At 74.1% G+C, this 20,640-nt stretch carries 16 protein-coding genes and 3 pseudogenes; 14 read left to right on the top strand and 5 right to left on the bottom strand.

Annotated elements, in window-relative coordinates; translation table 11 throughout:
* A pseudogene (locus ACBR40_RS46510) lies at positions 1 to 288 on the bottom strand (hypothetical protein); the annotation flags it as partial.
* A gap of 38 nt (positions 289 to 326) precedes the next feature.
* Positions 327 to 1,271, bottom strand: coding sequence for an AraC family transcriptional regulator (locus ACBR40_RS46505; RefSeq protein ID WP_371252894.1), 945 nt, complete (start codon positions 1,269 to 1,271; stop codon positions 327 to 329).
* Between the two features lie 130 nt (positions 1,272 to 1,401).
* Here ACBR40_RS46505 and ACBR40_RS46500 point away from each other — a divergent pair, with 130 nt between their 5' ends.
* From ACBR40_RS46500 to ACBR40_RS46475, 6 genes and pseudogenes are all read left to right on the top strand, one after another.
* Positions 1,402 to 1,959 carry an NAD(P)H-dependent oxidoreductase gene (locus tag ACBR40_RS46500; protein WP_344209933.1) on the top strand — a complete coding sequence of 186 codons (558 nt, stop codon included), beginning with the start codon at positions 1,402 to 1,404 and terminating at the stop codon, positions 1,957 to 1,959.
* 27 nt (positions 1,960 to 1,986) lie between these two features.
* Positions 1,987 to 2,775: a MerR family transcriptional regulator gene (locus ACBR40_RS46495; protein WP_371252893.1), complete on the top strand. Its 789-nt coding sequence runs from the start codon at positions 1,987 to 1,989 to the stop codon at positions 2,773 to 2,775.
* A 44-nt stretch (positions 2,776 to 2,819) separates the two neighbouring features.
* On the top strand, positions 2,820 to 3,305 hold the full coding sequence (locus ACBR40_RS46490) for a MarR family winged helix-turn-helix transcriptional regulator (RefSeq protein WP_344209929.1): 486 nt from the start codon (positions 2,820 to 2,822) through the stop codon (positions 3,303 to 3,305).
* A gap of 106 nt (positions 3,306 to 3,411) precedes the next feature.
* A pseudogene (locus tag ACBR40_RS46485) lies at positions 3,412 to 4,302 on the top strand (LLM class flavin-dependent oxidoreductase); the annotation flags it as partial.
* A 12-nt stretch (positions 4,303 to 4,314) separates the two neighbouring features.
* Positions 4,315 to 6,495 carry an LLM class flavin-dependent oxidoreductase gene (locus ACBR40_RS46480; protein WP_371252892.1) on the top strand — a complete coding sequence of 727 codons (2,181 nt, stop codon included), beginning with the start codon at positions 4,315 to 4,317 and terminating at the stop codon, positions 6,493 to 6,495.
* 34 nt (positions 6,496 to 6,529) lie between these two features.
* Positions 6,530 to 7,285: a methyltransferase domain-containing protein gene (locus ACBR40_RS46475; protein WP_371252891.1), complete on the top strand. Its 756-nt coding sequence runs from the start codon at positions 6,530 to 6,532 to the stop codon at positions 7,283 to 7,285.
* On the opposite strand, the gene ACBR40_RS46470 is transcribed toward ACBR40_RS46475, so the two are convergent.
* Together ACBR40_RS46470 and ACBR40_RS46465 are read right to left on the bottom strand one after the other, a co-directional pair.
* A complete protein-coding gene (locus tag ACBR40_RS46470; RefSeq protein ID WP_371252890.1) occupies positions 7,268 to 8,242 on the bottom strand; it encodes a threo-3-hydroxy-L-aspartate ammonia-lyase in 975 nt (324 codons plus the stop codon). The two genes, ACBR40_RS46475 and ACBR40_RS46470, sit on opposite strands and share 18 nt — an antisense overlap.
* A 43-nt stretch (positions 8,243 to 8,285) precedes the next feature.
* Positions 8,286 to 9,182, bottom strand: a complete 897-nt coding sequence (locus ACBR40_RS46465) for a hypothetical protein (RefSeq protein ID WP_371252889.1) — start codon at positions 9,180 to 9,182, stop codon at positions 8,286 to 8,288.
* A 153-nt stretch (positions 9,183 to 9,335) separates the two neighbouring features.
* Between ACBR40_RS46465 and ACBR40_RS46460 the strand changes: the two genes are divergently transcribed.
* On the top strand, positions 9,336 to 10,307 hold the full coding sequence (locus ACBR40_RS46460; RefSeq protein WP_344209916.1) for a WYL domain-containing protein: 972 nt from the start codon (positions 9,336 to 9,338) through the stop codon (positions 10,305 to 10,307).
* Between the two features lie 5 nt (positions 10,308 to 10,312).
* Here ACBR40_RS46460 and ACBR40_RS46455 read toward each other — a convergent pair whose 3' ends face one another.
* Positions 10,313 to 10,669, bottom strand: a complete 357-nt coding sequence (locus ACBR40_RS46455; RefSeq protein WP_344209914.1) for an STAS domain-containing protein — start codon at positions 10,667 to 10,669, stop codon at positions 10,313 to 10,315.
* 133 nt (positions 10,670 to 10,802) lie between these two features.
* On the opposite strand from ACBR40_RS46455, the gene ACBR40_RS46450 reads away from it, so the two are divergent.
* The 7 genes and pseudogenes from ACBR40_RS46450 to ACBR40_RS46420 form a co-directional block, all read left to right on the top strand.
* Positions 10,803 to 14,969, top strand: a complete 4,167-nt coding sequence (locus tag ACBR40_RS46450; protein WP_371252888.1) for a SpoIIE family protein phosphatase — start codon at positions 10,803 to 10,805, stop codon at positions 14,967 to 14,969.
* Positions 14,966 to 15,274 carry an STAS domain-containing protein gene (locus ACBR40_RS46445; RefSeq protein WP_344209910.1) on the top strand — a complete coding sequence of 103 codons (309 nt, stop codon included), beginning with the start codon at positions 14,966 to 14,968 and terminating at the stop codon, positions 15,272 to 15,274. The genes ACBR40_RS46450 and ACBR40_RS46445 overlap by 4 nt, the downstream gene beginning before the upstream one ends.
* A 47-nt stretch (positions 15,275 to 15,321) precedes the next feature.
* Positions 15,322 to 15,666 (top strand): metalloregulator ArsR/SmtB family transcription factor, encoded by a 345-nt coding sequence (locus tag ACBR40_RS46440; RefSeq protein WP_344209908.1) that lies wholly within the window; start codon positions 15,322 to 15,324, stop codon positions 15,664 to 15,666.
* Positions 15,650 to 18,304: an HAD-IC family P-type ATPase gene (locus ACBR40_RS46435; RefSeq protein ID WP_371252887.1), complete on the top strand. Its 2,655-nt coding sequence runs from the start codon at positions 15,650 to 15,652 to the stop codon at positions 18,302 to 18,304. The genes ACBR40_RS46440 and ACBR40_RS46435 overlap by 17 nt, the downstream gene beginning before the upstream one ends.
* 43 nt (positions 18,305 to 18,347) lie before the next feature.
* Positions 18,348 to 19,013, top strand: a complete 666-nt coding sequence (locus ACBR40_RS46430) for a rhomboid family intramembrane serine protease (protein WP_371252886.1) — start codon at positions 18,348 to 18,350, stop codon at positions 19,011 to 19,013.
* Positions 19,014 to 19,227: 214 nt separating this feature from the next.
* A complete protein-coding gene (locus ACBR40_RS46425; protein WP_344209901.1) occupies positions 19,228 to 19,695 on the top strand; it encodes a DoxX family protein in 468 nt (155 codons plus the stop codon).
* Positions 19,696 to 19,741: 46 nt separating this feature from the next.
* Positions 19,742 to 20,640, top strand: a pseudogene (locus ACBR40_RS46420) (PucR family transcriptional regulator); the annotation flags it as partial.

Here is a 20,640-nt window from a genome sequence, read left to right as displayed (position 1 = left end):
GGGGGGGCCCGGTGGCGTGGGCTGGGTCCCTGGGGTGGCGTATGCCTGGGGGCCCGGCGGCAGGCCGTACTCCTGTGGGGTGGCGTACGCCTGGGGGGCCGGCGGCTGGCCGTACGCCTCGGCGGTGGGCACGTACCCCTGCTGCCCGTAGGGAGGCTGGGCGGGGCCGGGGTCCGGCTCTTGGCCCTGGCCGGGCGGCGGGCCGTATCCCGGTCGGCCAGGTCCCTGTGCCTGCGGGCCCCACTGCCCTTGCTGGTGGGGCTGCGGAGGCTGAGGAGGGTATGCCATCCCTCCATTGTGGGGCAGTTCATCACCATTTGCCCCAGCTACCCGTCCAAAGCCGCCTTGTTCTCCGCGCACGCCTGCCGCTGATAACGGCCGGGCGCGATCCCGAACTCCCGCTTGAAGGCGTTGTTGAACGCGAACTCCGACCCGTAGCCGACCCGCGCCGCCACCTCCGACACCGGCACGTGGTCCTCGCGCAGCAGCCGGGCCGCCACGCCCATCCGCCACCACGTGAGGTATGTCAACGGCGGCTGCCCCACCAGCTCCGTGAACCGCCGCGCGAACCCGGCCCGCGACAGCCCCGCGCGCCCGGCCAGCTCGGCGACCGTCCAGCGGTGCGCCGGATCGTTGTGCACGGCGTCGAGCGCCTTGCTGATCGACGGGTCGGCCAGCGCCAGCGCCCACCCCTTGTGATCGCACACGCCCGGCGACGTCTCGAACCAGGCCCGCAGGATGAGGAGCTGGAGCATGTCGAGCAGGGACGTGACCACGGTGCCGCCACCCGGCCGGGGCGTGGCGATCTCGTTGCCGAGCAGCTCGACGGTGGCCCTGAGCTCGGGGTGGCGGCCGAGCGTCGTCGGCAGGTGGATCACCTCGGGGAGCGCGCCGAAGATGGGGTGGGCGCGGGCCGGGATCGTGCGGTAGGAGCCGTAGACGGTGACGGTCTCGGCGCCCGTGCCCCCGCATGCCGTCAGGGAGGACAGCGCGCCCCCCTCGCACGGCTCGCCGGCCTGCTCGGTGAGCGGCGTGTCGAGGCTGTCGGCGAGCGCGTATCCGTGGCCGTGCGGCAGGAACACCACGTCGCCGACGCTCAGCGCCATCGGCTCGCCGCTCGGCGGGATGAGCCAGCACGACCCGCGCAGCACCACCTGGAACGCCGCGGATCCGGGCTGCGGCGGGATCGCCACTCCCCAGGGGGCCCGCCACGTGACGCGGGCCGAGACCGGCCGCCCGATCCGCATGAGGGCGACGACATCACTGAGCATGTCCACCCCACAATCTAACCACGTAGACGATGAAGCAAAAAGAAGAGCCGCTGAAGCATTCATACGCTCTGCGGTCCGGCCTACGGTGGTGTGCGCACCGCGACAGTCACTGAAGGAAAGGCGCGTTGTCATGATCAGAGTAGGCATCATCCTCGGCAGCACCCGTCCAGGCCGCAACGGCGAGGCGGTGGCCCGCTGGGTGCACGATCTGGCCGTCAAGCGCGGCGACGCCACGTACGAGGTGGTGGATCTGGCCGACTTCGAGCTGCCCCACCTGGACGAGCCGATGGCGGCGGCCTCGGGCGACTACCGGCATGAGCACACCCGGCGGTGGGCGGACAAGATCGCGTCCTTCGACGCGTTCGTCTTCGTGACGCCTGAGTACAACCACTCCTTCCCCGGGGTGCTCAAGACGGCCGTCGACTTCCTGTACGCCGAGTGGGGCAACAAGGCCGCCGGCTTCGTCGGCTACGGCGTGGACGGCGGGGTGCGGGCGGTCGAGCACCTGCGGCACGTGCTCGCCATGCTCGGTGTCGCCACCGTGCCGGCGCAGGTCACGCTGTCGTACTGGACCGATTTCGAGAACGGCGTGGACTTCCGCCCGGCCGCCATGCACGAGGAGCGCCTCGGCATGGTCCTCGACCAGGTCCTCGCCTGGGGCGGCGCCCTCCTGCCGCTGCGCGCCTGAGGTCGCGGGGAGGGCCATGCTTGAGTCGTGGACGGAGATCTCCTGCCGATCGGGCAGTTCGCCAGGCTCAGCCGGTTGAGCGTCAAGCAGTTGCGGCACTACGACGAGCTGGGGCTGCTGCCCCCGGCGTACGTGGACGCCGCCTCCGGCTACCGCTACTACCGGCGGGCGCAGGCCAGGCAGGCGCTGTCCATCGGGCTGCTGCGCTCGCTGGACGTGCCGCTGCCGGTCATCGCCGAGGTACTGGGGGGCGCGGCGGACGCCCTGGTGGGGGTGCGCGAGACGCTGGAGGCCGAGCTGGCCCGGCGGCGGCGGACGCTGGCGACGCTGGAGCGGGTGATGGCCGACGGGCTGCCCGCCACGCCGGTGCGCGTCGTCACCGAGCCGGACCGGACGGTGGCGGTGGAGCGCGAGAGCGCGGCCGGGCCCGCCGACGTGGGCCGCGCCACCTCGGCCGCGATCGCCCGCCTGCTGCGGGCGCGGCCCCGCACCGGCCCGCCGCGGCTCGTCGGGCTGTTCCCTGTCGAGCTGGAGGACGCCTTCGAGGTACGGGCCGGGCTCGTCGTCGATCCCGGCGACCCCGCGTGGGAGGGGGCGGGCGTCGGCCTGGAGAGGCTGCCCGGCGGCACGTTCGCGTGCGCGACCCACGTCGGCCCGTACGACCAGATCATGCTCACCACGCACGCCGTCCTGGCGTGGTGCGCCGAGCGAGGACATCCGCTGCGCGGGCCGATCCGCGAGGTGTACGTCTCGGACCCGGCCACCACCGAGCCCGACCGGCTCGTCACCCACCTCATGCTTCCTCTGGACGCCTGAAGAGTGGTCGGGCAGATGGTCGGCCCAGCAGTATATTGCGAAGTATGACCGTCGAGGAGAAGGCAGACGAGCGCGACTTCGGCTGGTCCCTCGGCGTGCTGCTGCGCGCCCTGCACGGCTCGATGGGCCGGGTGCTGAAGGACCTTCCACACGGTCCGCGTGGCTACCAGACGCTGTCCACCGTCGTCCACGGCGACCAGCCGAGCCAGCTCGCCCTGGCCGCCCACCTCGGCATCGACAGGACGGTGATGACGTACCTCATCGACGACCTGGTGGAGGCGGGGCTCGTGGAGCGGCGGCCCAACCCCGCCGACCGGCGGCAGCGCAAGATCGTGCCCACGGAGCAGGGGGTCGCGGTGCTGCGCGACCTGGAGCGGCAGGTGCGCGCGGTCGAGGACCACGTGCTGCGGTCGCTGTCGCCGGAGGAGCGGGAGGCGTTCAGGGGCCTGTTGCGGCGGGTGGCGTGCGGCGTGGCCGACGTGGACGCCGGCACCGACCCCTGTGACGTCGTGGACGAGCTGCTGGGCTGAACCCCCGAAGCGGGCGCAGGGGGAATACTGCTCCGAGATGTGCGGTTTGACAACACATCTCCACCACATACGGTTTGTGGAGCCGCACATATCCCGAGGGGATCACATGCCTGACTACGGCCACGACCTGACGTTCGGGTCGTTCATCACGCCCGCCAACGCCGCGCCGGAGCAGGTGGTCGGCCTGGCGCGGGAGTCCGAGGACGCGGGGCTGGACCTCGTGACGTTCCAGGACCATCCGTACCAGCCGGGCTTCCTCGACACCTGGACGCTGCTCAGCTACGTCGCCGCGCGCACCGAGCGGGTGCACGTCTCGGCCAACGTCACGAACCTGCCGCTGCGCCCGCCCGCCGTGCTCGCCCGCGCGGCGGCGAGCCTCGACCTGCTCAGCGGAGGGCGGTTCGAGCTGGGGCTGGGCGCGGGGGGCTTCTGGGACGCGATCGAGGCCATGGGCGGGCGGCGGCTCACCCCGGCGCAGGCCGTGGACGCGCTCGACGAGGCGATCGACGTCATCCGCGGATTCTGGGACGCGGGCAACACCGGGCGGTTCCGCGTGGACGGCACGTACTACCAGGTCAACGGGGCCAAGCGCGGGCCCGCTCCGGCGCACGACATCGGGATCTGGCTGGGGGCCTACAAACCGCGCATGCTCCGCCTCGTCGGGACGAAGGCGGACGGATGGCTGCCGTCGCTGTCGTACCTGCAGAGCCTCGACCAGCTCGACGAGGGCAACGCGATCATCGACGAGGCGGCGCTGGCCGCGGGGCGGGAGCCCGGCGCGGTGCGCCGGCTGCTCAACATCGGCGGGCGCTTCGGCCCGCCCAGCGACCGGCTGCTGTCGGGGCCGCCCCGGCAGTGGGCCGAGCAGCTCGCCGCGATCTCCCTGCGGTACGGGATCGGCACCTACATCGTGATGGCCGACGACCCGGTGACGTTGCGGACGTTCGGCCAGGAGGTCGCGCCCGAGACGCGCCGGCTCGTGGCCGCCGAGCGCGCGGGCAGGTGAGCGATGGACTACGGGCAGCCGTTGCGTTTCGGGACGCGGATCGCCGCCGGCGGGCCGGCCGAGGAGGCCGTGGCGCGGGCGGCGCTGGCCGAGGAGCTGGGGCTCGACCTCGTGCTCTTCGCCGAGACCTCCGAGGGCGTGGACGCGTGGACCTCGATGAGCTGGGCCGCGGCGCGGACCACGCGCGTCAGGATCGCCGCCGGGCCGCTGGACGGGGCCGTGCGCCCGCCCGCCGTGCTGGCCCGCGCGGCGGCGAGCCTCGACCTGCTCGCCGGCGGGCGGCTTGAGCTGGGGCTGAGCCCCACCGGACGGTGGGACCCCCGTGAGGGCGTCCAGGAGCTGCCGGCCGAAGAGGCGGCGGCAGCCCTGGAGGAGGCCGTCGAGATCATCCGCGGCGTCTGGGCGGAGGGCGAGTCCGCGCCGCTCCGCTTCGCCGGCGAGCACTACGAGGTGGCGGGCGCTCCTCGCGGTCCCGCGCCCGCCCACAACATCCCGATCTGGGTCGCGGGCACGGAGCCCCACGCCCTGCGCCTGGCGGGGACCACGGCCGACGGCTTACTGTTCCGGCTCCAGGACGACCTGGCCGGGGTCGCCGCCGCGCAGGCGGCGGTGGACGAGGCCGCGCGGGCCGCCGGGCGTGACCCCCGGGAGATCGAGCGCGTCGCGGTCCTGCCCGCCGGCGCTGCCGAGCTCATGGAGGCGCTGGCGGTGGAGCACGGGGTCGGGACGTTCGTGCTCGACGACCCGTCCGAGGCCGACCTGCGCGACTTCGCCGCGCTGCTCGCCCCGGCCCTGCGCGAGAGCGTGGCGGGGAAGCGCGCGGCCCGCGGGATCGCCGAGGCCAGGGTCGCCCGCCTCGGCCTGCGGTCCCGCCGCCATCCCGGTATCGCCTACGACGCCGTCCCCGCCCACCTCGAACGGGTCGAGCCGGGCGACGCGGGGTATGCCCGCGTCCGCTCCACGTACATGCGGGGCGGCTCGCCCGGTCTGGTCCTGCGACCCGGCACGCCCGCCGAGGTCGCCGACGCGCTGGCCTTCGCCCGTACGCAGCCGGTCAAGCTGGCGATCCGCAGCGGCGGCCACGGCATCAGCGGCCGTTCGACCAACCACGGCGGCATCGTGCTCGACGTCTCCCGCCTGAACACGATCGAGGTGCTGGACAAGGCCACCCGCCGGGTACGCCTCGGTCCCGGCGCCCGGTGGAGCGACGTGGCGGCGGCGCTGGCCCCGTACGGCTGGGCCCTCACCTCCGGCGACTACGGCGGGGTCGGCGTCGGCGGCCTGGCGACGGCGGGCGGCATCGGCTGGCTGGCCCGCGAGCACGGCCTGACCATCGACCACCTGCGGGCCGTCGAGCTGGTGCTCGCGGACGGCAGCCTGGTCAGGGCCGACGACACCGAGAACGCCGAGCTGTTCTGGGGCGTGCGCGGCGCCGGGGCGAACTTCGGCGTCGTTACGAGCTTCGAGTTCGAGGTGGACGAGGTGGGCGACGTCGGTTTCGCGCAGTTGATCCTCGACGCCTCGGACCCGGCGGCGCTCCTGCGCGACTGGGGAGCGGTCGTCGAGGCCGCGCCGAGGGACCTCACCAGCTCGCTCATCCTCGGCCGCCCGCAGCCCGGTCAGCCGCCGATGGCCCAGGTCATGGCCGTGGTGGACGCCGACGACGCGGAGACGGTGCTGGACCGCCTGCGCCCGCTCGCCGCCGTCGCGCCGCTGCTCGACCACAGCATCCAGATCCTCCCGTACGCGGCGCTGATGAACGTGCCGCCGGGGCCGCACCACGGCCAGGGCGAGCCGGTCAGCCGCTCCGCGCTCGCCGACCACCTCACCCCCGAGCTGGCCGAGGCCGCCGCCCGCCTGGTCGCGAGCGGTCAGACGTACTTCTTCCACATCCGGGCGGCCGGGGGCGCGGTCTCCGACGTGCCCGCGGACGCCACCGCGTACGCGGGCCGCTCGGCGAACTTCTCCCTCGCCGCCTTCGGCTCCAGCAGGTCCGGGCTGGACCGCCTCTGGGACGCGATGCGCCCCCACTTCTCCGGCCTCTACCTCAACTTCGAGACCGACACCCGCCCGGAACGCCTCCACGACGCCTTCCCCGAGCCCACCCTGAGCCGCCTGCGGGCGCTCAAGCGCCGCTACGACCCCGGCAACGTCTTCCGCGACAACTTCCCGATCACGCCTTGACCTCAGGTCGACCTGAGGTCGCAGGCTGGAGGGCATGCCCGAGACGAAGGAACAGATGGAGGCGCTCGTCCGGCGGCTGGACGCGGTGGACGGCCGGCCCGAAGCCGCCGCGTTGCGCGCCCGGTCGTACGAGCTGCTGGAGCTGCCGGCCGGGGCCGGCGTGGTGGACGTCGGCTGCGGAGCGGGGCGCGCGGTCGCGGAGCTGGCCGGGCGCGGGGCGCGCCCGGTCGGCGTGGACGTCAGCGCGGAGATGCTCGCGGTGGCCCGTCACCGCTGGCCGGAGGGCGACTTCCGGCTCGGCGACGCCTGCGCGCTGCCGCTGGAGGACGGCTCGGTGGCGGGATACCGCGCCGACAAGGTCTTCCACGAGCTGGCCGAGCCGGCGCGGGCGCTGGCGGAGGCGCGCAGGGTGCTCGTGCCCGGCGGCCGGGCCGTGCTGGCCGGCCAGGACTGGGACACCTTCGTCATCGACTCCGACGACCCGGCGCTCACCCGGCGGCTGGTGCACGCCCGCGCCGACCTGGTGACCGCGCCCCGGGCCGCCCGGCGGCAGCGCAACCTGCTGCTCGACGCCGGGTTCTCGGACGTGCACGCGGAGGTGCGCACCGAGGTGTTCACGGACGCGGCGATGCTGCCGGTGCTGGCCGGGCTCGCCGCGGCGGCCCGGGCGGCCGGCGCCGTCGACGCCGATCAGGAGACGGCGTGGGTCGCCGAGCAGCGCCGGCGCGCCGAGACGGGCCGGCTGTTCCTGGCCCTGCCGATCTTCGTCGCGTCAGGGGTGAGCCGCTAGGAGCTCCGCGAAGCGCCCGACGTCCAGGTTGCCACCCGAGACGATCACGCCGACGCGCCGCGGCGGCTCACCCAGCCGCCCGGCCAGCAGCGCGGCGAGCGGCGTGGCGCCGCTCGGCTCGACGACCGTCTTCATCCGCTCGAACGCCGTCCGCATCGCCTGCCGGATCTCGTCGTCGGAGACCAGGACGACCTCGTCCACCAGACGCCTGTTGATCGAGAACGTCAGCTCGCCGGGGATCTCGGCCGCCATCCCGTCGGCGATCGTGCGCGGGATCGGGATCGACACGCGCTCCCCGGCGGCCAGCGAGCGCCTGGTGTCGTCGCCCGCCTCGGGCTCCACGCCGATCACCCGGATGCCGGGCAGCAGCCCCTTGGCCGCCGTCGCGCTGCCCGCGATCAGGCCGCCGCCGCCGATGGGGACGACCAACGCGTCCAGCTCGCCGACCTCCTCGATCAGCTCCAGCGTCGCGGTGCCCTGACCGGCGATGACGTGCGGATGCTCGTACGGCGGGATGAGCGTCAGCCCGCGCTCGGCGGCCAGCGCCTCCCCGATCGCCACCCGGTCGCCGGTGTAGCGGTCGTAGGTGACGATCTCCGCGCCGTAGCCGGCGGTGGCCTCGCGCTTGAGCCGCGGGGTGTCCTCCGGCATGACGATCACCGCGCTGCTGCCCAGCTCGCGCGCGGCCAGGGCGACGGCCTGGGCGTGGTTGCCCGAGGAGTAGGTGGCGATGCCCCGCGCGAGCTGCTCGGGCGTCAGCCGCGAGATCGCGTTGTACGCGCCGCGGAACTTGAACGCCCCGACCCGCTGGAGGTTCTCGGCCTTGACGAAGACCTCGGCCCCGGCCAGCGCGTCGAGCGTGCGCGAACGCAGCACGGGCGTGCGGTGCGCGACCCCCTTGAGCCGGGCCGCGGCGTCACGGACGTCGTCGAGGGTGACCGGGAGTGCGTCGGGCATCAGTGCTGCTCCTCGTGGCGGGGAGACCCACGATAGCGGGAGGTCAGCCGGTGGTCTCCTCGGCCAGGGTGCCGCAGCGGAAGCCGGGCTCGCGGTCCGGGTCGAGTTGCAGGTTGCCGAGGTTCGTGGTCGACATCGAGCGGCGGAAGGTCTCCTGCTTGTCGCAGTCGTAGAACACGTAGGTGTTCTCCTTCTCGCCGAGCAGCATCATCCAGCGGCCGTCGTAGAGCGGCTTGTCGGTGGCGGCGTCCCGCAGCACCGCCCACTGGTCCTGGAAGCCGACATAGCCGAGCAGGTCGTTGGCCTGGCCGGTCTCCTGCACCTCGATCGCGCCCTTGACCAGGCTGAGGATCAGCACGAAGCCCAGTCCGAGCCCGGTCAGCGCGGCCACCAGCACCGTCATCCCCGCGCGGCCCACCCGCTTGCGGCGCAGCAGCCGGAACGGCACCAGGAAGGCGAGCACGCCGAGCCCCACGGCGACGGCGACCATGAGCCCCAGGGTCAGGTCGGCGACCAGGTTGAACAGCCCCCAGTACGTCGCCCCCGACCACAGCGCGGCCAGCGCGGCCACGATCCACGGGCGCTCGCGCAGCCGCCTGAGCAGCCGGCCGGCCGCGCCCCGCGTGACCCTGTCGATGAGCCAGCCGAGCCCGACCAGGACGCCGATGGCCGGGATGAGCGCCAGCAGGAGCAGGATGAGCGTGCCCATGAGCCGGCCCAGCAGGACGGACTGGTCGATGCCGGCCTGCTGCGGGTTGACGCCGAAGACCCAGTAGACCTGCTCGATGCCGAGGTAGAGCACGGCGTACAGCGCGACGCCGACCGGCACCACCACGGCGCCGATGCGCTCCAGGACGGTGAGGACACCGCCGCCGTCCTCCTGCTCCGGCGCGGTGGGAACTGGCTCCCGGACCTCGGTGAGCGTTGAGGGGGAATGCATGGGGGTGTCCCTTTCGAAGCGTGCGGGCGTCCGTGACGCCGCGCCGATGCTACAGCGGACAAGTTCCGAAATATTGAACTTTCAGCCACATAAGAAACCGCGTGTTAGGTTCCCTTCCGGACGTTCCCCTTCCGGATCAGCAGCGGAGGCCCCATGGAGCCCGGCGCGAGCCCCACGGCGCGGGCCCTGATGACGCTCGACCTGCTCCAGGGCCATCCCGGCATCACGGCCGACCGGCTGGCCGGCCGGCTCGGCGTCTCCGAGCGCGCCGCCCGCCGCTACATCGGCATCCTGCGCGAGGCCGGCATCCCCGTCGAGGCGGTCCGCGGCCCGTACGGCGGCTACCGGCTCGGGCGTGGGCTGCGGCTGCCGCCGCTGACGTTCACCGCGGCCGAGGCCCTGGGCCTGGTCATGGCGGTGCTCGACGGCCACCACGACGCGGGCGACCCGTCCGACCCGGTCGGCAGCGCGCTCGGCAAGATCATGCGGGCGCTGCCCGAGCCGGTGGCCGCCCAGGCCGAGGCGGTCCGGCGGACCACGGCGCCCGTGCCCGACCGCGCGGCGGCCCGCCCGGACCCGGGCATCACGGCCGCCCTCGTCCAGGCGTGCTCGGCCCGCCGACGGGCGCGGCTCGGCTACCGTTCCGAGGCGGGCAACGAGCGGACGATCGAGGTGGACCCGTGGGCGGTCGTCGTCCGCCACGGCCGCTGGTATCTGCTGTGCTGGTCCCACACCTCCGCCGGCCGCCGCGCCTACCGGGTCGACCGGGTCGGCGACGTGCACGTCCTCGACGTCCCCTTCGAGCCGCCCGCCGGGCTCGACCCGGCCGCCGTCCTGGAGGAGCACCTGGCCGTCGGCTGGGACCACGAGGTCGAGGTCGTCGTCGAGGCCCCCGCCGAGCGGGTGGCGGGCTGGCTCTCCCGCGTCATGGGCCGCCCGGAACCGCTCGGCGCCGCCACGACCCGCCTGGTGGGCAGCACGAACAACCCGGCCTGGTACGCCGAGGAGCTGGCCAGGCTGCCGGTGGCGTACCGGATCGTGAGATGTCCGGATCTGGTGCGGGCGGCGCGGGCCCTGGGGGAGCGGCTGCTCGCCGCGAGCGCCGGGCCCGCGGACCCGGGCTGACCGCGCTACTGCAGCGCGGCGATGGCCAGGTCGCGGCTGTCGTAGAAGGAGAGCAGCCGGTCCAGGCCCATGATCTTGAAGACGTGGGCGATGTCGGGCTCCATCCCGGCCAGCGCGAGCCGGGCGCCGGCCTCCTGGGCCCGCTGGTGCGCCGTCACCAGCACGGAGATGCCCGTGGAGTCGCAGAACGGCAGCGCCGACAGGTCGATCACCAGCCCGTCGCCGGGCGCGAGCGCGACCTGGTCGAGAGCCGCCTGGAGACGCGGCGAAGTGTGGTGGTCGAGGTCGCCGGCGACGACCAGCACATGGATGCGAGCCGAATGCGGTTGGTAGGTGACGGTCAGACCGGGATCCTGCTGCACCGAGGCTCCTGAGAGAGGGGTGTGGGTCCTCGCGCCTGGGGGAGAGGGGCACGAGCCATGGGGTGATCTGCCCTATTCTACGTACTGGCGAGCTGGTGTCTGACCTGCCCGGCAACGAACGAAAGGGTCTCGTGTGGCACGCGACGACGCTGAACGCGGCCCGGTGCCGGCGGCCGGGGCCGGGATCTTCACCGTGGACGACGAGATCGGCCGCGACCTCGCCGTGGTGGACTGGCGCGCCACCCCGCTCGGCCCCCCCGAGGAGTGGCCGCAGAGCCTCCAGACGGCCGTGAGCATCCTGCTGTCGTCCCGCTTCTCCATGTGGATGGCGTGGGGGCCGGAGCTCACGTTCTTCTGCAACGCCGCCTACCGCCGCGACACGCTCGGCAGGAAATACCCGTGGGCGCTCGGCCGCCCGGCCAGTGAGGTGTGGGCGGAGATCTGGGACGACATCGGCCCCCGCATCCACACCGTGCTGGACACGGGCCGGGCCACCTGGGACGAGGCGCTGCTGCTGTTCCTGGAGCGGGCCGGTTATCCGGAGGAGACCTACCACACCTTCTCCTACAGCCCGCTGCGCGACGACGACGGCGCCGTGGTCGGCATGCTCTGCGTGGTCAGCGAGGAGACCGAGCGGGTCGTCGGCGAGCGGCGCATGGCGACCCTGCGCGACCTCGGCTCCGACCCCAGCGTGGTGCGCACCGAGCAGGAGATGCTGGCCTTCGCCTGCCGCCAGCTCGGGCACAACCCGCAGGACCTCCCCTTCACCCTCACCTATCTGTTCGACGACGACGGCGGCGCGCGGCTGGCCGAGGCGACCGGCATCCCGGCCGGGCACCCGGCGGCCCCATCCGTGCTGCCCGCAGGCGACCCCGACCCGGTGTGGCCGCTCGCCGCGCCGGCTCGGGGCGAGACCGAGCTGGTGGCGCTCGACGGCGCGGCGTTCGCCGGCCTGCCGTCCGGGCACTGGAGCGAGCCGCCCACGCAGGCGCTCGTGGTGCCGCTGCTCCAGCAGGGCGGCGCGCCGTACGGGTTCCTGGTGGCCGCGCTCAACCGGTACCGGCCGCTGGACGACGGCTACCGCGGCTTCCTCGAGCTGGCCGCCGGCCACGTCGCGGCCGGCATCTCCTCCGCCCGCAGCTACCAGGCCCAGCAGCGGCGGGCCGAGGAGCTGGCCGAGCTGGACCGGGCGAAGACCGTGTTCTTCTCCAACATCAGCCACGAGTTCCGCACCCCGCTCACCCTGATCATGGGGCCGGTGCAGGAGCTGCGCGGCGCGCTCGCCGACGGCGCCCCGCAGGTGCGCCAGGACCTCGACGTCATCCACCGCAACGCGCTGCGCCTCGGCAAGCTCGTCAACACGCTGCTCGACTTCTCCCGTCTCGAAGCCGGCCGCATGCAGGCCCGCTACGAGCCGGTGGACCTCGCGGCCGTCACCGCCGAGCTGGCCAGCGTCTTCCGCTCCGCGATCGACAAGGCCGGGCTGGAGTTCGTGGTCGACGTCCTCCCGCTCCCCGAGCCGGTCCACCTCGACCGGAGCATGTGGGAGAAGGTCGTGCTCAACCTGCTGAGCAACGCGCTGAAGTTCACCTTCGACGGCTCGATCGGCGTCAGCGTGCGCGAGCACGACGGGCACGCGGTGGTGACGGTCACCGACACCGGCATCGGCATCCCGGCCGAGGAGCTGCCGCGGCTGTTCGAGCGGTTCCACCGGATCGAGAGCGCCCGTTCGCGCTCCCACGAGGGCAGCGGCATCGGGCTGGCCCTGGTGCAGGAGCTGGTCGGCCTGCACGGCGGCACCGTCTCCGCGGAGAGCACCGAGGACGAGGGCACGACGTTCACCGTCCGGCTGCCCTTCGGCGTCGCGCACCTGCCTCCCGGCAGCATCATCGCGCCCGGGGCTGCGGAGACGGTCACGGCCGGCGCCGACCCGTACGTCCAGGAGGCCCTGCGCTGGCTCCCCGAGGACGACGACGCCGCCCAGGCGGCGGCCGAGGTCCCCGCCGTGGCCGGCGTGCCGGCTCCGGACGGCGGCCCGGCGCCCCGCGTGCTGATCGCCGACGACAACAGCGACATGCGCGAATACCTCCTCCGGCTGCTCAGGGGCGCCGGCTACCAGGTCACCGCCGTCGGCGACGGGCTGGAGGCCCTGGACGCCGTCCGCGCGGACGCGCCCGACCTCGTGGTCAGCGACGTCATGATGCCGCGCCTCGACGGCCTGGCCCTGGTCTCGGCGCTGCGGTCCGACCCGCGCACCGCCGGCGTTCCGGTGCTGCTGCTGTCGGCCCGCGCCGGGCAGGAGGACTCGATCGAGGGCCTGGAGGCGGGCGCCGACGACTACCTGGTCAAGCCGTTCTCCGCCGCCGAGCTGCTGGCGCGGGCGCGGGCCAACGTGGAGCTGGCGCGGATGCGCAACCACCACACCCGGTGGCGCAGCGCCATGATCGACTCGTTGCAGGAGGGGTTCTTCGTCACCGACGAGACCGGCGCGGTGATCGAGGTCAACTCGGCCTTCACCGACATCCTCGGCTACGGGCCCGAGGACCTGCCGTACACCCCCGAGCACCCCTGGTGGCCGGACGCCGACGCCGATCCGCAGGCGCACGCGCAGGTCGCCGAGGCGTTCGAGCGCATGATGCGCGAGGGCAGGGGCAGCGTCGACGTCCCCGTCACCCACCGGGACGGGCACCACGTGTGGATCACGGTCACCTTCAACGCGGTCACCGACCCCGACACCCGCCGCCGCCGCGTCGTGGGCACGGTGCGCGACGTCACCGCCGAGCACTACCTCGTGCAGCGCGAGAGCGCGCTCGCCGCGCTCAGCATGCGCGTCTCCCAGGCCGGCAACCTGACCGACGCCCTGGCCGGCGGGCTGGAGGCGTTGCAGGAGGTGTGGCGGGCCCGGCAGGTGCTCGCCGCCGTGTGGAACGACGGCCGGCCGCTCGGCCTGGTCCGCGCCCCCGCGGGCGGCGACTGGCCGGACCTGCCGGAAGAGCTGCGGGAGAAGCTGACGGCGCTGTGCGAGCAGCCGCCACTCCGCCCGGTCGCGCCCGGCGCGGACGGCGCCGGCATCACCCTGGAACACCCCGAGGGCCTGCTCACCGTCTGGGTGGACCTGGGCCAGAACCGGCCCTTCACCGGCGAGGACCAGACCCTGCTGGCGCTGCTCGCCGGTCACCTCGGCCAGGGCCTGCACCGGGTCCACCAGCTCGACCAGCAGCGCGAGGCAGCCGTGGCGCTCCAGCGGGCCATCCTGGGCCCGTCCGAGCTGCCCGACGGCTTCGCCGTCCGCTACGAGCCGGCCGGCCGCCCCCTGGAGGTCGGCGGCGACTGGTACGACATCGTGCCGCTGGCCGAAGGGCGCATCGGCATCGTGGTCGGCGACTGTGTGGGACGCGGGCTGGAGGCCGCCGCCGTCATGGGGCAACTGCGCAGCGCCTGCCGGGCCCTGCTGCTCCAGGACGCCGGCCCCGCGCAGGTGTTCACCGCGCTCGACCGGTTCGCCGCGCTCATCCCCGGCGCCAAGTGCACCACCGCCTTCTGCGGCGTGCTCGACACCGTCACCGGCGACCTCGTCTACTCCAGCGCCGGCCACCCGCCCGGCATCCTCGCCCACGCCGACGGCAGCACCGAGCTCCTCCAGGGCGGCCGGTCGGCCCCGCTCGCGGTGCCGACGGGCAAGGCGCGGCCGGAGGCGAGGTGCACCATGCCGCCCCGGTCCACGCTGCTCGTCTACACCGACGGGCTGGTGGAGCGGCGCCGGCGTCCGCTGACGGCCGGCATCGACGAGGCCAGCGCGGCCGTACAGGCGGGCCGGGCCACCCCCATCGAGGCGCTCGCGAGCGAGGTCATGGCCAGCCTCACCCCGGACGGCGGCTTCAGCGACGACGTCGCGCTGCTCCTCTACCGTCAGCCCGCCCCCCTGGAGGTCGCCTTCCCCGCCGAGTCCAGCCAGCTCGCCCCCGTGCGCGCGGCGCTCCGCGACTGGCTGAGCCGCTGCCAGCTCGCCCCCGCGCAGCTACAGAACGTGCTCGTGGCGGCGGGCGAGGCGTGCGCCAACGCCATCGAGCACGGGCACCGCGACGCCCCCGGCCGGACGATCCGCCTGCGGGCGGTCGCCACCGGCAGCGGCCTGCGCCTCACCGTCACCGACACCGGCCGCTGGAAGATCCCCGAACCCGAGGCCAATCCGCACCGCGGACGGGGCGTCGCGCTCATGCGCGCCCTGATGAACGAGGTCACCATCCAGCCCGGCGCCGCCGGGACCACCGTCGACCTGCAGACGAGGATCTCCCGATGACCGCACCTCTCACCGTGGTCGCCTCGCAGCGGCCGGACGGCACCCTGGTCCTCGCCTGCGCGGGCGAGATCGACATGAGCAACGCCGGCGCGCTGGACGAGGCCCTGGCGGGCGCCGACGGCGACGGCACGGTGCTGGTCGACCTGAGCGCGGTCGAATATCTGGACAGCGCGGGCCTGACCGTGCTGTTCTCCCACGTCGAACGCATCCGGCTGGTCGCCAACCCGCTGCTCGAACCCGTACTGACGATCTCGGGGCTGGCCGACCTCACCACCGTCGAGGGCCTCACCGACGACGGCCGGTAGCGGCGGTGTTCCCAGACTTGACCGCTGCCGGGAGTAAAAGGGGGAAGATGGCGGCCAACGAGAGGCTCGACCCGCCGGCCGAGGTGCTCGACCAGGCGGCGGCCGTGTTCGGGCTGCTGTCCTCGCCGTCCCGGCTGCACATCGTGTGGGCTCTCGCGCAGGGCGAGTGCGACGTGTCCGGGCTGGCGGAACGGGTGGGCGGCGCGCTGCCCGCGGTCAGCCAGCACCTGGCCAAGCTCAAGCTGGCGGGCCTGGTCCGGTCGCGGCGCGAGGGCCGCAGGGTGGTCTACCTCATCGACGACCAGGACATCGTGACCACGGTGCAGGGCCTGGTCGGCCGGCTTGCCGAGCGGCGGGGCCCCGGGGAGCACGCCCGTGGTCTGGGCGCCTGAGGCGGCCGACACCCCGCTCCGGGTCCTGCGGCGGCTGGAGACCGGTCCGCGCGGCCTCGTGACCGCCGACGCCGAGGCGCGGCTGCTCGACCACGGCGAGAACGTCGTCCCGTCCCGGCTGCCCCCCACCTTGCCGCGCCGGCTGCTCCGCAGCGTGCGCGACCCGTTCACGCTGGTGCTGCTGGGGCTGGGGCTGGTCAGCGCGCTCATCGCGTCCTGGGCGACGGCGGGCGTCATCGTCCTCCTGGTCGCGGTGAGCTGCCTGCTGCGCTCCAACGGCGAGCATCGCGCCGACCGCTCGACGGCCGCGCTGCGCCGGCTGGTCGCCACGACGACGACCGTACGGCGGCGGGCGACGAAGGACGCCGAGCCGGAGGAACGGGAGATCCCGGCCGACCAGCTCGTGCCCGGCGACGTGATCAAGCTGGGCCCCGGCGACCTGGTGCCCGCCGACGCGCGGCTGCTGCGGGCCAACGGCCTGACCGTGCACCAGGCGCAGCTCACCGGGGAGTCGGCGCCGGTGGCCAAGCGGGCGCTGGACCTGCCGGACGGCGACGAGCACCTGCTGTGGCAGGGGAGCAGCGTGGCCTCGGGCAGCGCGCTCGCCGTGGTGACCGCCACGGGAGCCGCCACCCGCTTCGCCGGCGCCTACGCCGGGCCCCCACCAGGAACGCGGCCAGGAACGCGGTCAGGAACGCTGTCAGGAACGCGGTCAGGATCGCGGCTCTCCCGGCGGCGGGGCGCGCGGCGGACGTCGGCTTTCGACCGGTCCGTGTACGGGCTCTCCTGGATCCTGGTCCGGGGGATGCTGGTCATCCCGCCGGTCGCCCTGGTCGCCAACGCGGTGCTGCGCGGCAAGGGGCTGGAGGCGCTGCCGTTCGCGGTGGCCGTGGCGGTCGGGCTGACGCCCGAGATGCTGCCCGTCGTGGTGACCACCGTCCTGGCCAGGGGGTCTGCGCTGCTGGCGCGGCGCGGCGTGATCGTCAAACGGCTGTCCGCGCTGCCCGACATGGGCGCGATCGACGTCCTGTGCATGGACAAGACCGGCACGCTCACGCGCGACCGCCCGGTGCTGAGCGGGTCCGTCGGTCCCGGCGGGCGGCCCGACCCCGAGCCGCTGCGCTGGGCGGCCGTCAACGGCCTGGTGACGCTGCACCTCGCCGACCCGCCCGCCCCCGACCCGCTCGACGAGGCCATCCTCGCCGGCGCCCCCGAGCTGGGCGAGGTCGAGGGGCTGGACGCGGTGCCGTTCGACCCGCTGACCCGGGTGTCCCGCGCGCTCGTACGGGACGGCGAGGACGTCGTCGTGGTGGTCAAGGGCGCCGTCGAGGCGGTGCTGGAGCGGTGCGCGATCGGCGAGCGCGAGCGGCGGCGCGCGAACGCCACCGCCGCGGCGCTGGCGCGGTCAGGTGCGCGCGTGCTGGCCGTGGCCCGCGGGGCGGCGTCCGTCCCCGGCCCGGACGCCGTGGCGCGTGGGGCCGCGTCCGTCCCCGGCCTGGATGCCGGGGCGCACGGGGGCGCGTCTCAAGTCGGCTTGGACGCCGTGGCCCGCTGGGGGGCATCCCCTCCGGCCGGTCTGGACGAGGCCGGCGAGCGCGGGCTCACCCTCGTCGGCTTCGTCACCCTGGCCGACGAGCCCTCCCCGGACGCCGCCGCAGCCCTCGCGGTGCTGGCCCGCCGTGGCGTCAAGGTCAAGATCCTGACCGGCGACCACCCGGGCACGGCGGCCAGGATCTGCCGTGAGCTGGGCCTGGAGGCGGGCGAGGTGGCCGACGCGGCCGGCCTCACCGCCGCCATGGCCGAACGGGCCACGGTGATCGCCCGCTGCACGCCCGAGCAGAAGGCCCGCGTGGTACGCGCCCTGCGCGCCGCCGGGCACACGGTCGGCTTCCTCGGCGACGGCGTCAACGACCTGCCCGCCATGCGCGCCGCCGACGTCGGCATCTGCCCGCGCGCCGCCGTGGACGTCACCCGCGAGGCCGCCGACGTCGTGCTGGCCGGCAAGGATTTGTCGGCCATCGGCCAGGCGGTCGTCGTGGGCCGGCGCAGCAGCGGCAACATCGTCACCTACTTGCGCATCGCCCTGTCTTCGAACCTGGGCAACGTGATCGCCATGCTGGTCGCCGGGCTGGCGCTGCCGTTCCTGCCGATGCTGCCGGTCCAGGTGCTCGCCCAGAACCTCTGCTTCGACGCCGCGCAGCTCGCCCTCGCCTTCGAACGGCCGGGCCCGGCCGTGCTGCGCCGCCCGTTCCGGCTGCGGCGGCAGGCCGTGCTCCGCTTCATCACGGGGTTCGGCCTGGTGAACGCGGGCGTCGACCTGGTCACGTTCGCGGTGCTGACCCGCGTCCACGGCACGCACGACGAGTCGGCCTTCCACACCGGCTGGCTGGTCGAGAACGTGCTCACCCAGGCCGCCATCATGTTGCTCCTGCGTCCCGTCGCGCGGGTGTCGCGCCCGCTCGGCCTGGCCACGGGCGCGCTCGCGGCGGCCGGCCTGCTGCTGCCGATCTCGCCGCTCGCGCCGGCGCTGGGGCTGGTCGCGCTGCCCGTCACGAGCCTGCTGTGGCTGCTGCTGGTGCTGGTGCTGTACGCCGGGGTGCTTCTGGCCCTGACTACCCGTACGAGACGCAAGCCGTGATACTTGGTCCGCCCGGTGCATGATCGACCAAGGGAGCGGACCGATGGAGTCCAGAGGCCAGACGGCCGAAATCATGATCGCGGAGGCCCGCAAGGCGTTATGGGTGATGGTCGGGTTCCTGGCCGTCATCTGGGTCCTGCAGATCCCCAACTGGCTGTCCGGCTACGCGCTCAGCCGTGAGTACGGCGTGCAGGCGTGGAACCCGGAGACGTTGCCCGGCATCATCTCCTCGGCGTTCCTGCACTGGAGCTGGGAGCACATCGAGGGCAACTCCGGGCCGCTGTTCGTCTTCGGCTTCCTCGCCGCCTATCGCGGCGTGGCCAAGTTCCTCAGCGTGACGGCGCTCATCGTCCTGGTCAGCGGCCTCGGGGCATGGCTCACCGCGGACCCGGACGCCGTCGGGGCGGGGGCGAGCGGCGTCGTCTTCGGATATTTCGGGTACGTCCTGGTCCGCGGCGTCTTCGACCGGCACCTGATCGACATCGTGATCGGCGTGGTCATGGCGCTGTCCTTCGCCTACCAGTTCACCGGGCTGCTGCCGCAGGAGGGGATCGGCTGGCAGGCGCACCTGTTCGGGTTCCTCGCCGGCACGCTGGGCGGCTGGATCTTCCGCGACCGCAGGGCCGCCGCCCCCAAGCCCGCCGCCTCGCCCGCTTCCGGCGGCTCGCGTTCCTCCCTCCACAAGGAACTGGACGACCTCGGTCTCTGAGCGCGTACGCCCGGCGGAGTACGCGCCCCGGGCGCCCGACGTGGTGATCGCCGTCCCCTAGGGGCGGGCCCCTGAGGACCAGGGCGGTAGACCCTGACCCCGCCGTACCCGTGGCGGCGTAGCAGGAGTGCCGCCCGAGGCCGGATGTCCGGCGCCTCCCGATTCAGGAGTCTTGAGCACGACGCAAACGACTTCTTCAGACAGGGAGCGCGACATGACCGCCGCCATCGAGACCATGCTCTCCAAGCTGGCCGCCTGGCTCAGCCGGCACAGCATCGACATCCTGCGGATCAGTCTCGGGCTGGTCTTCGTGGCCTTCGGGACGCTCAAGTTCTTCCCGGGGGTGAGCCCGGCCGAGGCGCTGTCGGTGGCCACGCTGGAGCGGCTGTCCATGGGCCTGCTGTCGGGGTACGCGGCGCAGGCCGTGATCGCCGGGCTGGAGGTCTTCATCGGCCTCACGCTGGTGACGGGCCGGCTGCTGAAGACCGGGCTGGTGGTGATGGCCGGTGCGCTGGCCGGGTTCTTCGCCCCGTACGTGCTGTTCTTCACCGACCTGTTCCCCGGTGCGCCCACGCTGGAGGCGCAGTACATCTTCAAGGACATCGTCCTCGCCGCCGCAGCCCTGGTGATCGGCGCCCGCGCCCTCGGCGCCCGCCTGGTCCCCGCCCGCGCCGCGCTGTGAGCCCCGAGTGCTGGGGAGGTCAGGCCACTTCCGTATGCTCCCCGGCATGACCGCCCGCGCCACCCGTGACACCGGACTCACCCTGCGCGAGCTGCTCGCCTTCGACGAGGGCGGCATCCTGCGGCTGCTGCTCGCGCCCTCCGGGCAGGACGTGGCCATCACCGGGATGATCATCGGGGAGGAGGGGGCGGCCCGCTCGTACGCGGGGCGGATCGTGCTGGCGGTGGGGGTGCTGCCGTCGGTGCACGACTTCGTCCGCGAGGCCGCCGGGCGCGGGGCCGCCGCGGTCGTGCTGCGCGATCACCCCGGCCTCGACCCCGAAGACGTGCCCGGGGAGGCGGGGGCGCCGTCCGTGGTCGCGGTCGCGGAGCGGGCCGGCGTCGCGCTGCTCGCCCGCGCCGCCTGGGCCGACTGGGACGACGTGGCCACCCTGGTGCGCTCGGCCGCCGCCTACGCCGGAGCCGGGCGCGGGGACCGGATGGCCGACGTCACGGCCGGCGGCGGGCTCGCGGCGCTGGCTTCGGCGGTGGCCGAGTTCACCGGCGGGTCGATCACCATCGAGGACACCGCGTTCCGGGTGCTGGCCTACTCCGCCATCGGGCCCGAGGCCGACGAGCTGCGCCGCTCCACCATCCTCGGCGGCCGGGTGCCGGACTGGCGGGTGGAGGAGCTGCGGCGCAGCGGCCTGCTGCGTACGTTGTGGTCCTCGGACGAGGTGATCCACCGGCCCGCCGACGGCTCCAGCCCGGAACGGCTCATCATCGCCATCCGCAGCGGGCGGGAGATGCTCGGCTCCATCTGGGCCGCCGCGGACGCCGACCGCCCGTTCACCGAGGGCGCGGCGCGGGCGCTGCGGCGGGCGGCCGAGGTGGCGGTGCCGTACCTGGTGCAGCACCGGCTGCGGGAGAGCGGCGCGCGGCGGCGCGAGGAGCACGCGCTGCGCGG

Origin of the sequence: Nonomuraea sp. AD125B (assembly GCF_041402765.1) — a bacterium.
GTDB lineage: Bacteria > Actinomycetota > Actinomycetes > Streptosporangiales > Streptosporangiaceae > Nonomuraea > Nonomuraea bangladeshensis.
The sequence above is the reverse complement of the archived record's forward strand: the minus strand, read 5'-3'. Positions and strand labels throughout refer to the sequence as shown.

What these genes read in the sequence shown, in the direction of transcription:
- ACBR40_RS46505 (WP_371252894.1), bottom strand. Translation starts at nt 1,271, where the DNA reads ATGCTCAGTGATGTCGTCGCCCTCATGCGGATCGGGCGGCCGGTCTCG.
- ACBR40_RS46500 (WP_344209933.1), top strand. Translation starts at nt 1,402, where the DNA reads ATGATCAGAGTAGGCATCATCCTCGGCAGCACCCGTCCAGGCCGCAAC.
- ACBR40_RS46490 (WP_344209929.1), top strand. Translation starts at nt 2,820, where the DNA reads ATGACCGTCGAGGAGAAGGCAGACGAGCGCGACTTCGGCTGGTCCCTC.
- ACBR40_RS46480 (WP_371252892.1), top strand. Translation starts at nt 4,315, where the DNA reads ATGGACTACGGGCAGCCGTTGCGTTTCGGGACGCGGATCGCCGCCGGC.
- ACBR40_RS46475 (WP_371252891.1), top strand. Translation starts at nt 6,530, where the DNA reads ATGCCCGAGACGAAGGAACAGATGGAGGCGCTCGTCCGGCGGCTGGAC.
- ACBR40_RS46470 (WP_371252890.1), bottom strand. Translation starts at nt 8,242, where the DNA reads ATGCCCGACGCACTCCCGGTCACCCTCGACGACGTCCGTGACGCCGCG.
- ACBR40_RS46465 (WP_371252889.1), bottom strand. Translation starts at nt 9,182, where the DNA reads ATGCATTCCCCCTCAACGCTCACCGAGGTCCGGGAGCCAGTTCCCACC.
- ACBR40_RS46460 (WP_344209916.1), top strand. Translation starts at nt 9,336, where the DNA reads ATGGAGCCCGGCGCGAGCCCCACGGCGCGGGCCCTGATGACGCTCGAC.
- ACBR40_RS46445 (WP_344209910.1), top strand. Translation starts at nt 14,966, where the DNA reads ATGACCGCACCTCTCACCGTGGTCGCCTCGCAGCGGCCGGACGGCACC.
- ACBR40_RS46440 (WP_344209908.1), top strand. Translation starts at nt 15,322, where the DNA reads ATGGCGGCCAACGAGAGGCTCGACCCGCCGGCCGAGGTGCTCGACCAG.
- ACBR40_RS46430 (WP_371252886.1), top strand. Translation starts at nt 18,348, where the DNA reads ATGGAGTCCAGAGGCCAGACGGCCGAAATCATGATCGCGGAGGCCCGC.
- ACBR40_RS46425 (WP_344209901.1), top strand. Translation starts at nt 19,228, where the DNA reads ATGACCGCCGCCATCGAGACCATGCTCTCCAAGCTGGCCGCCTGGCTC.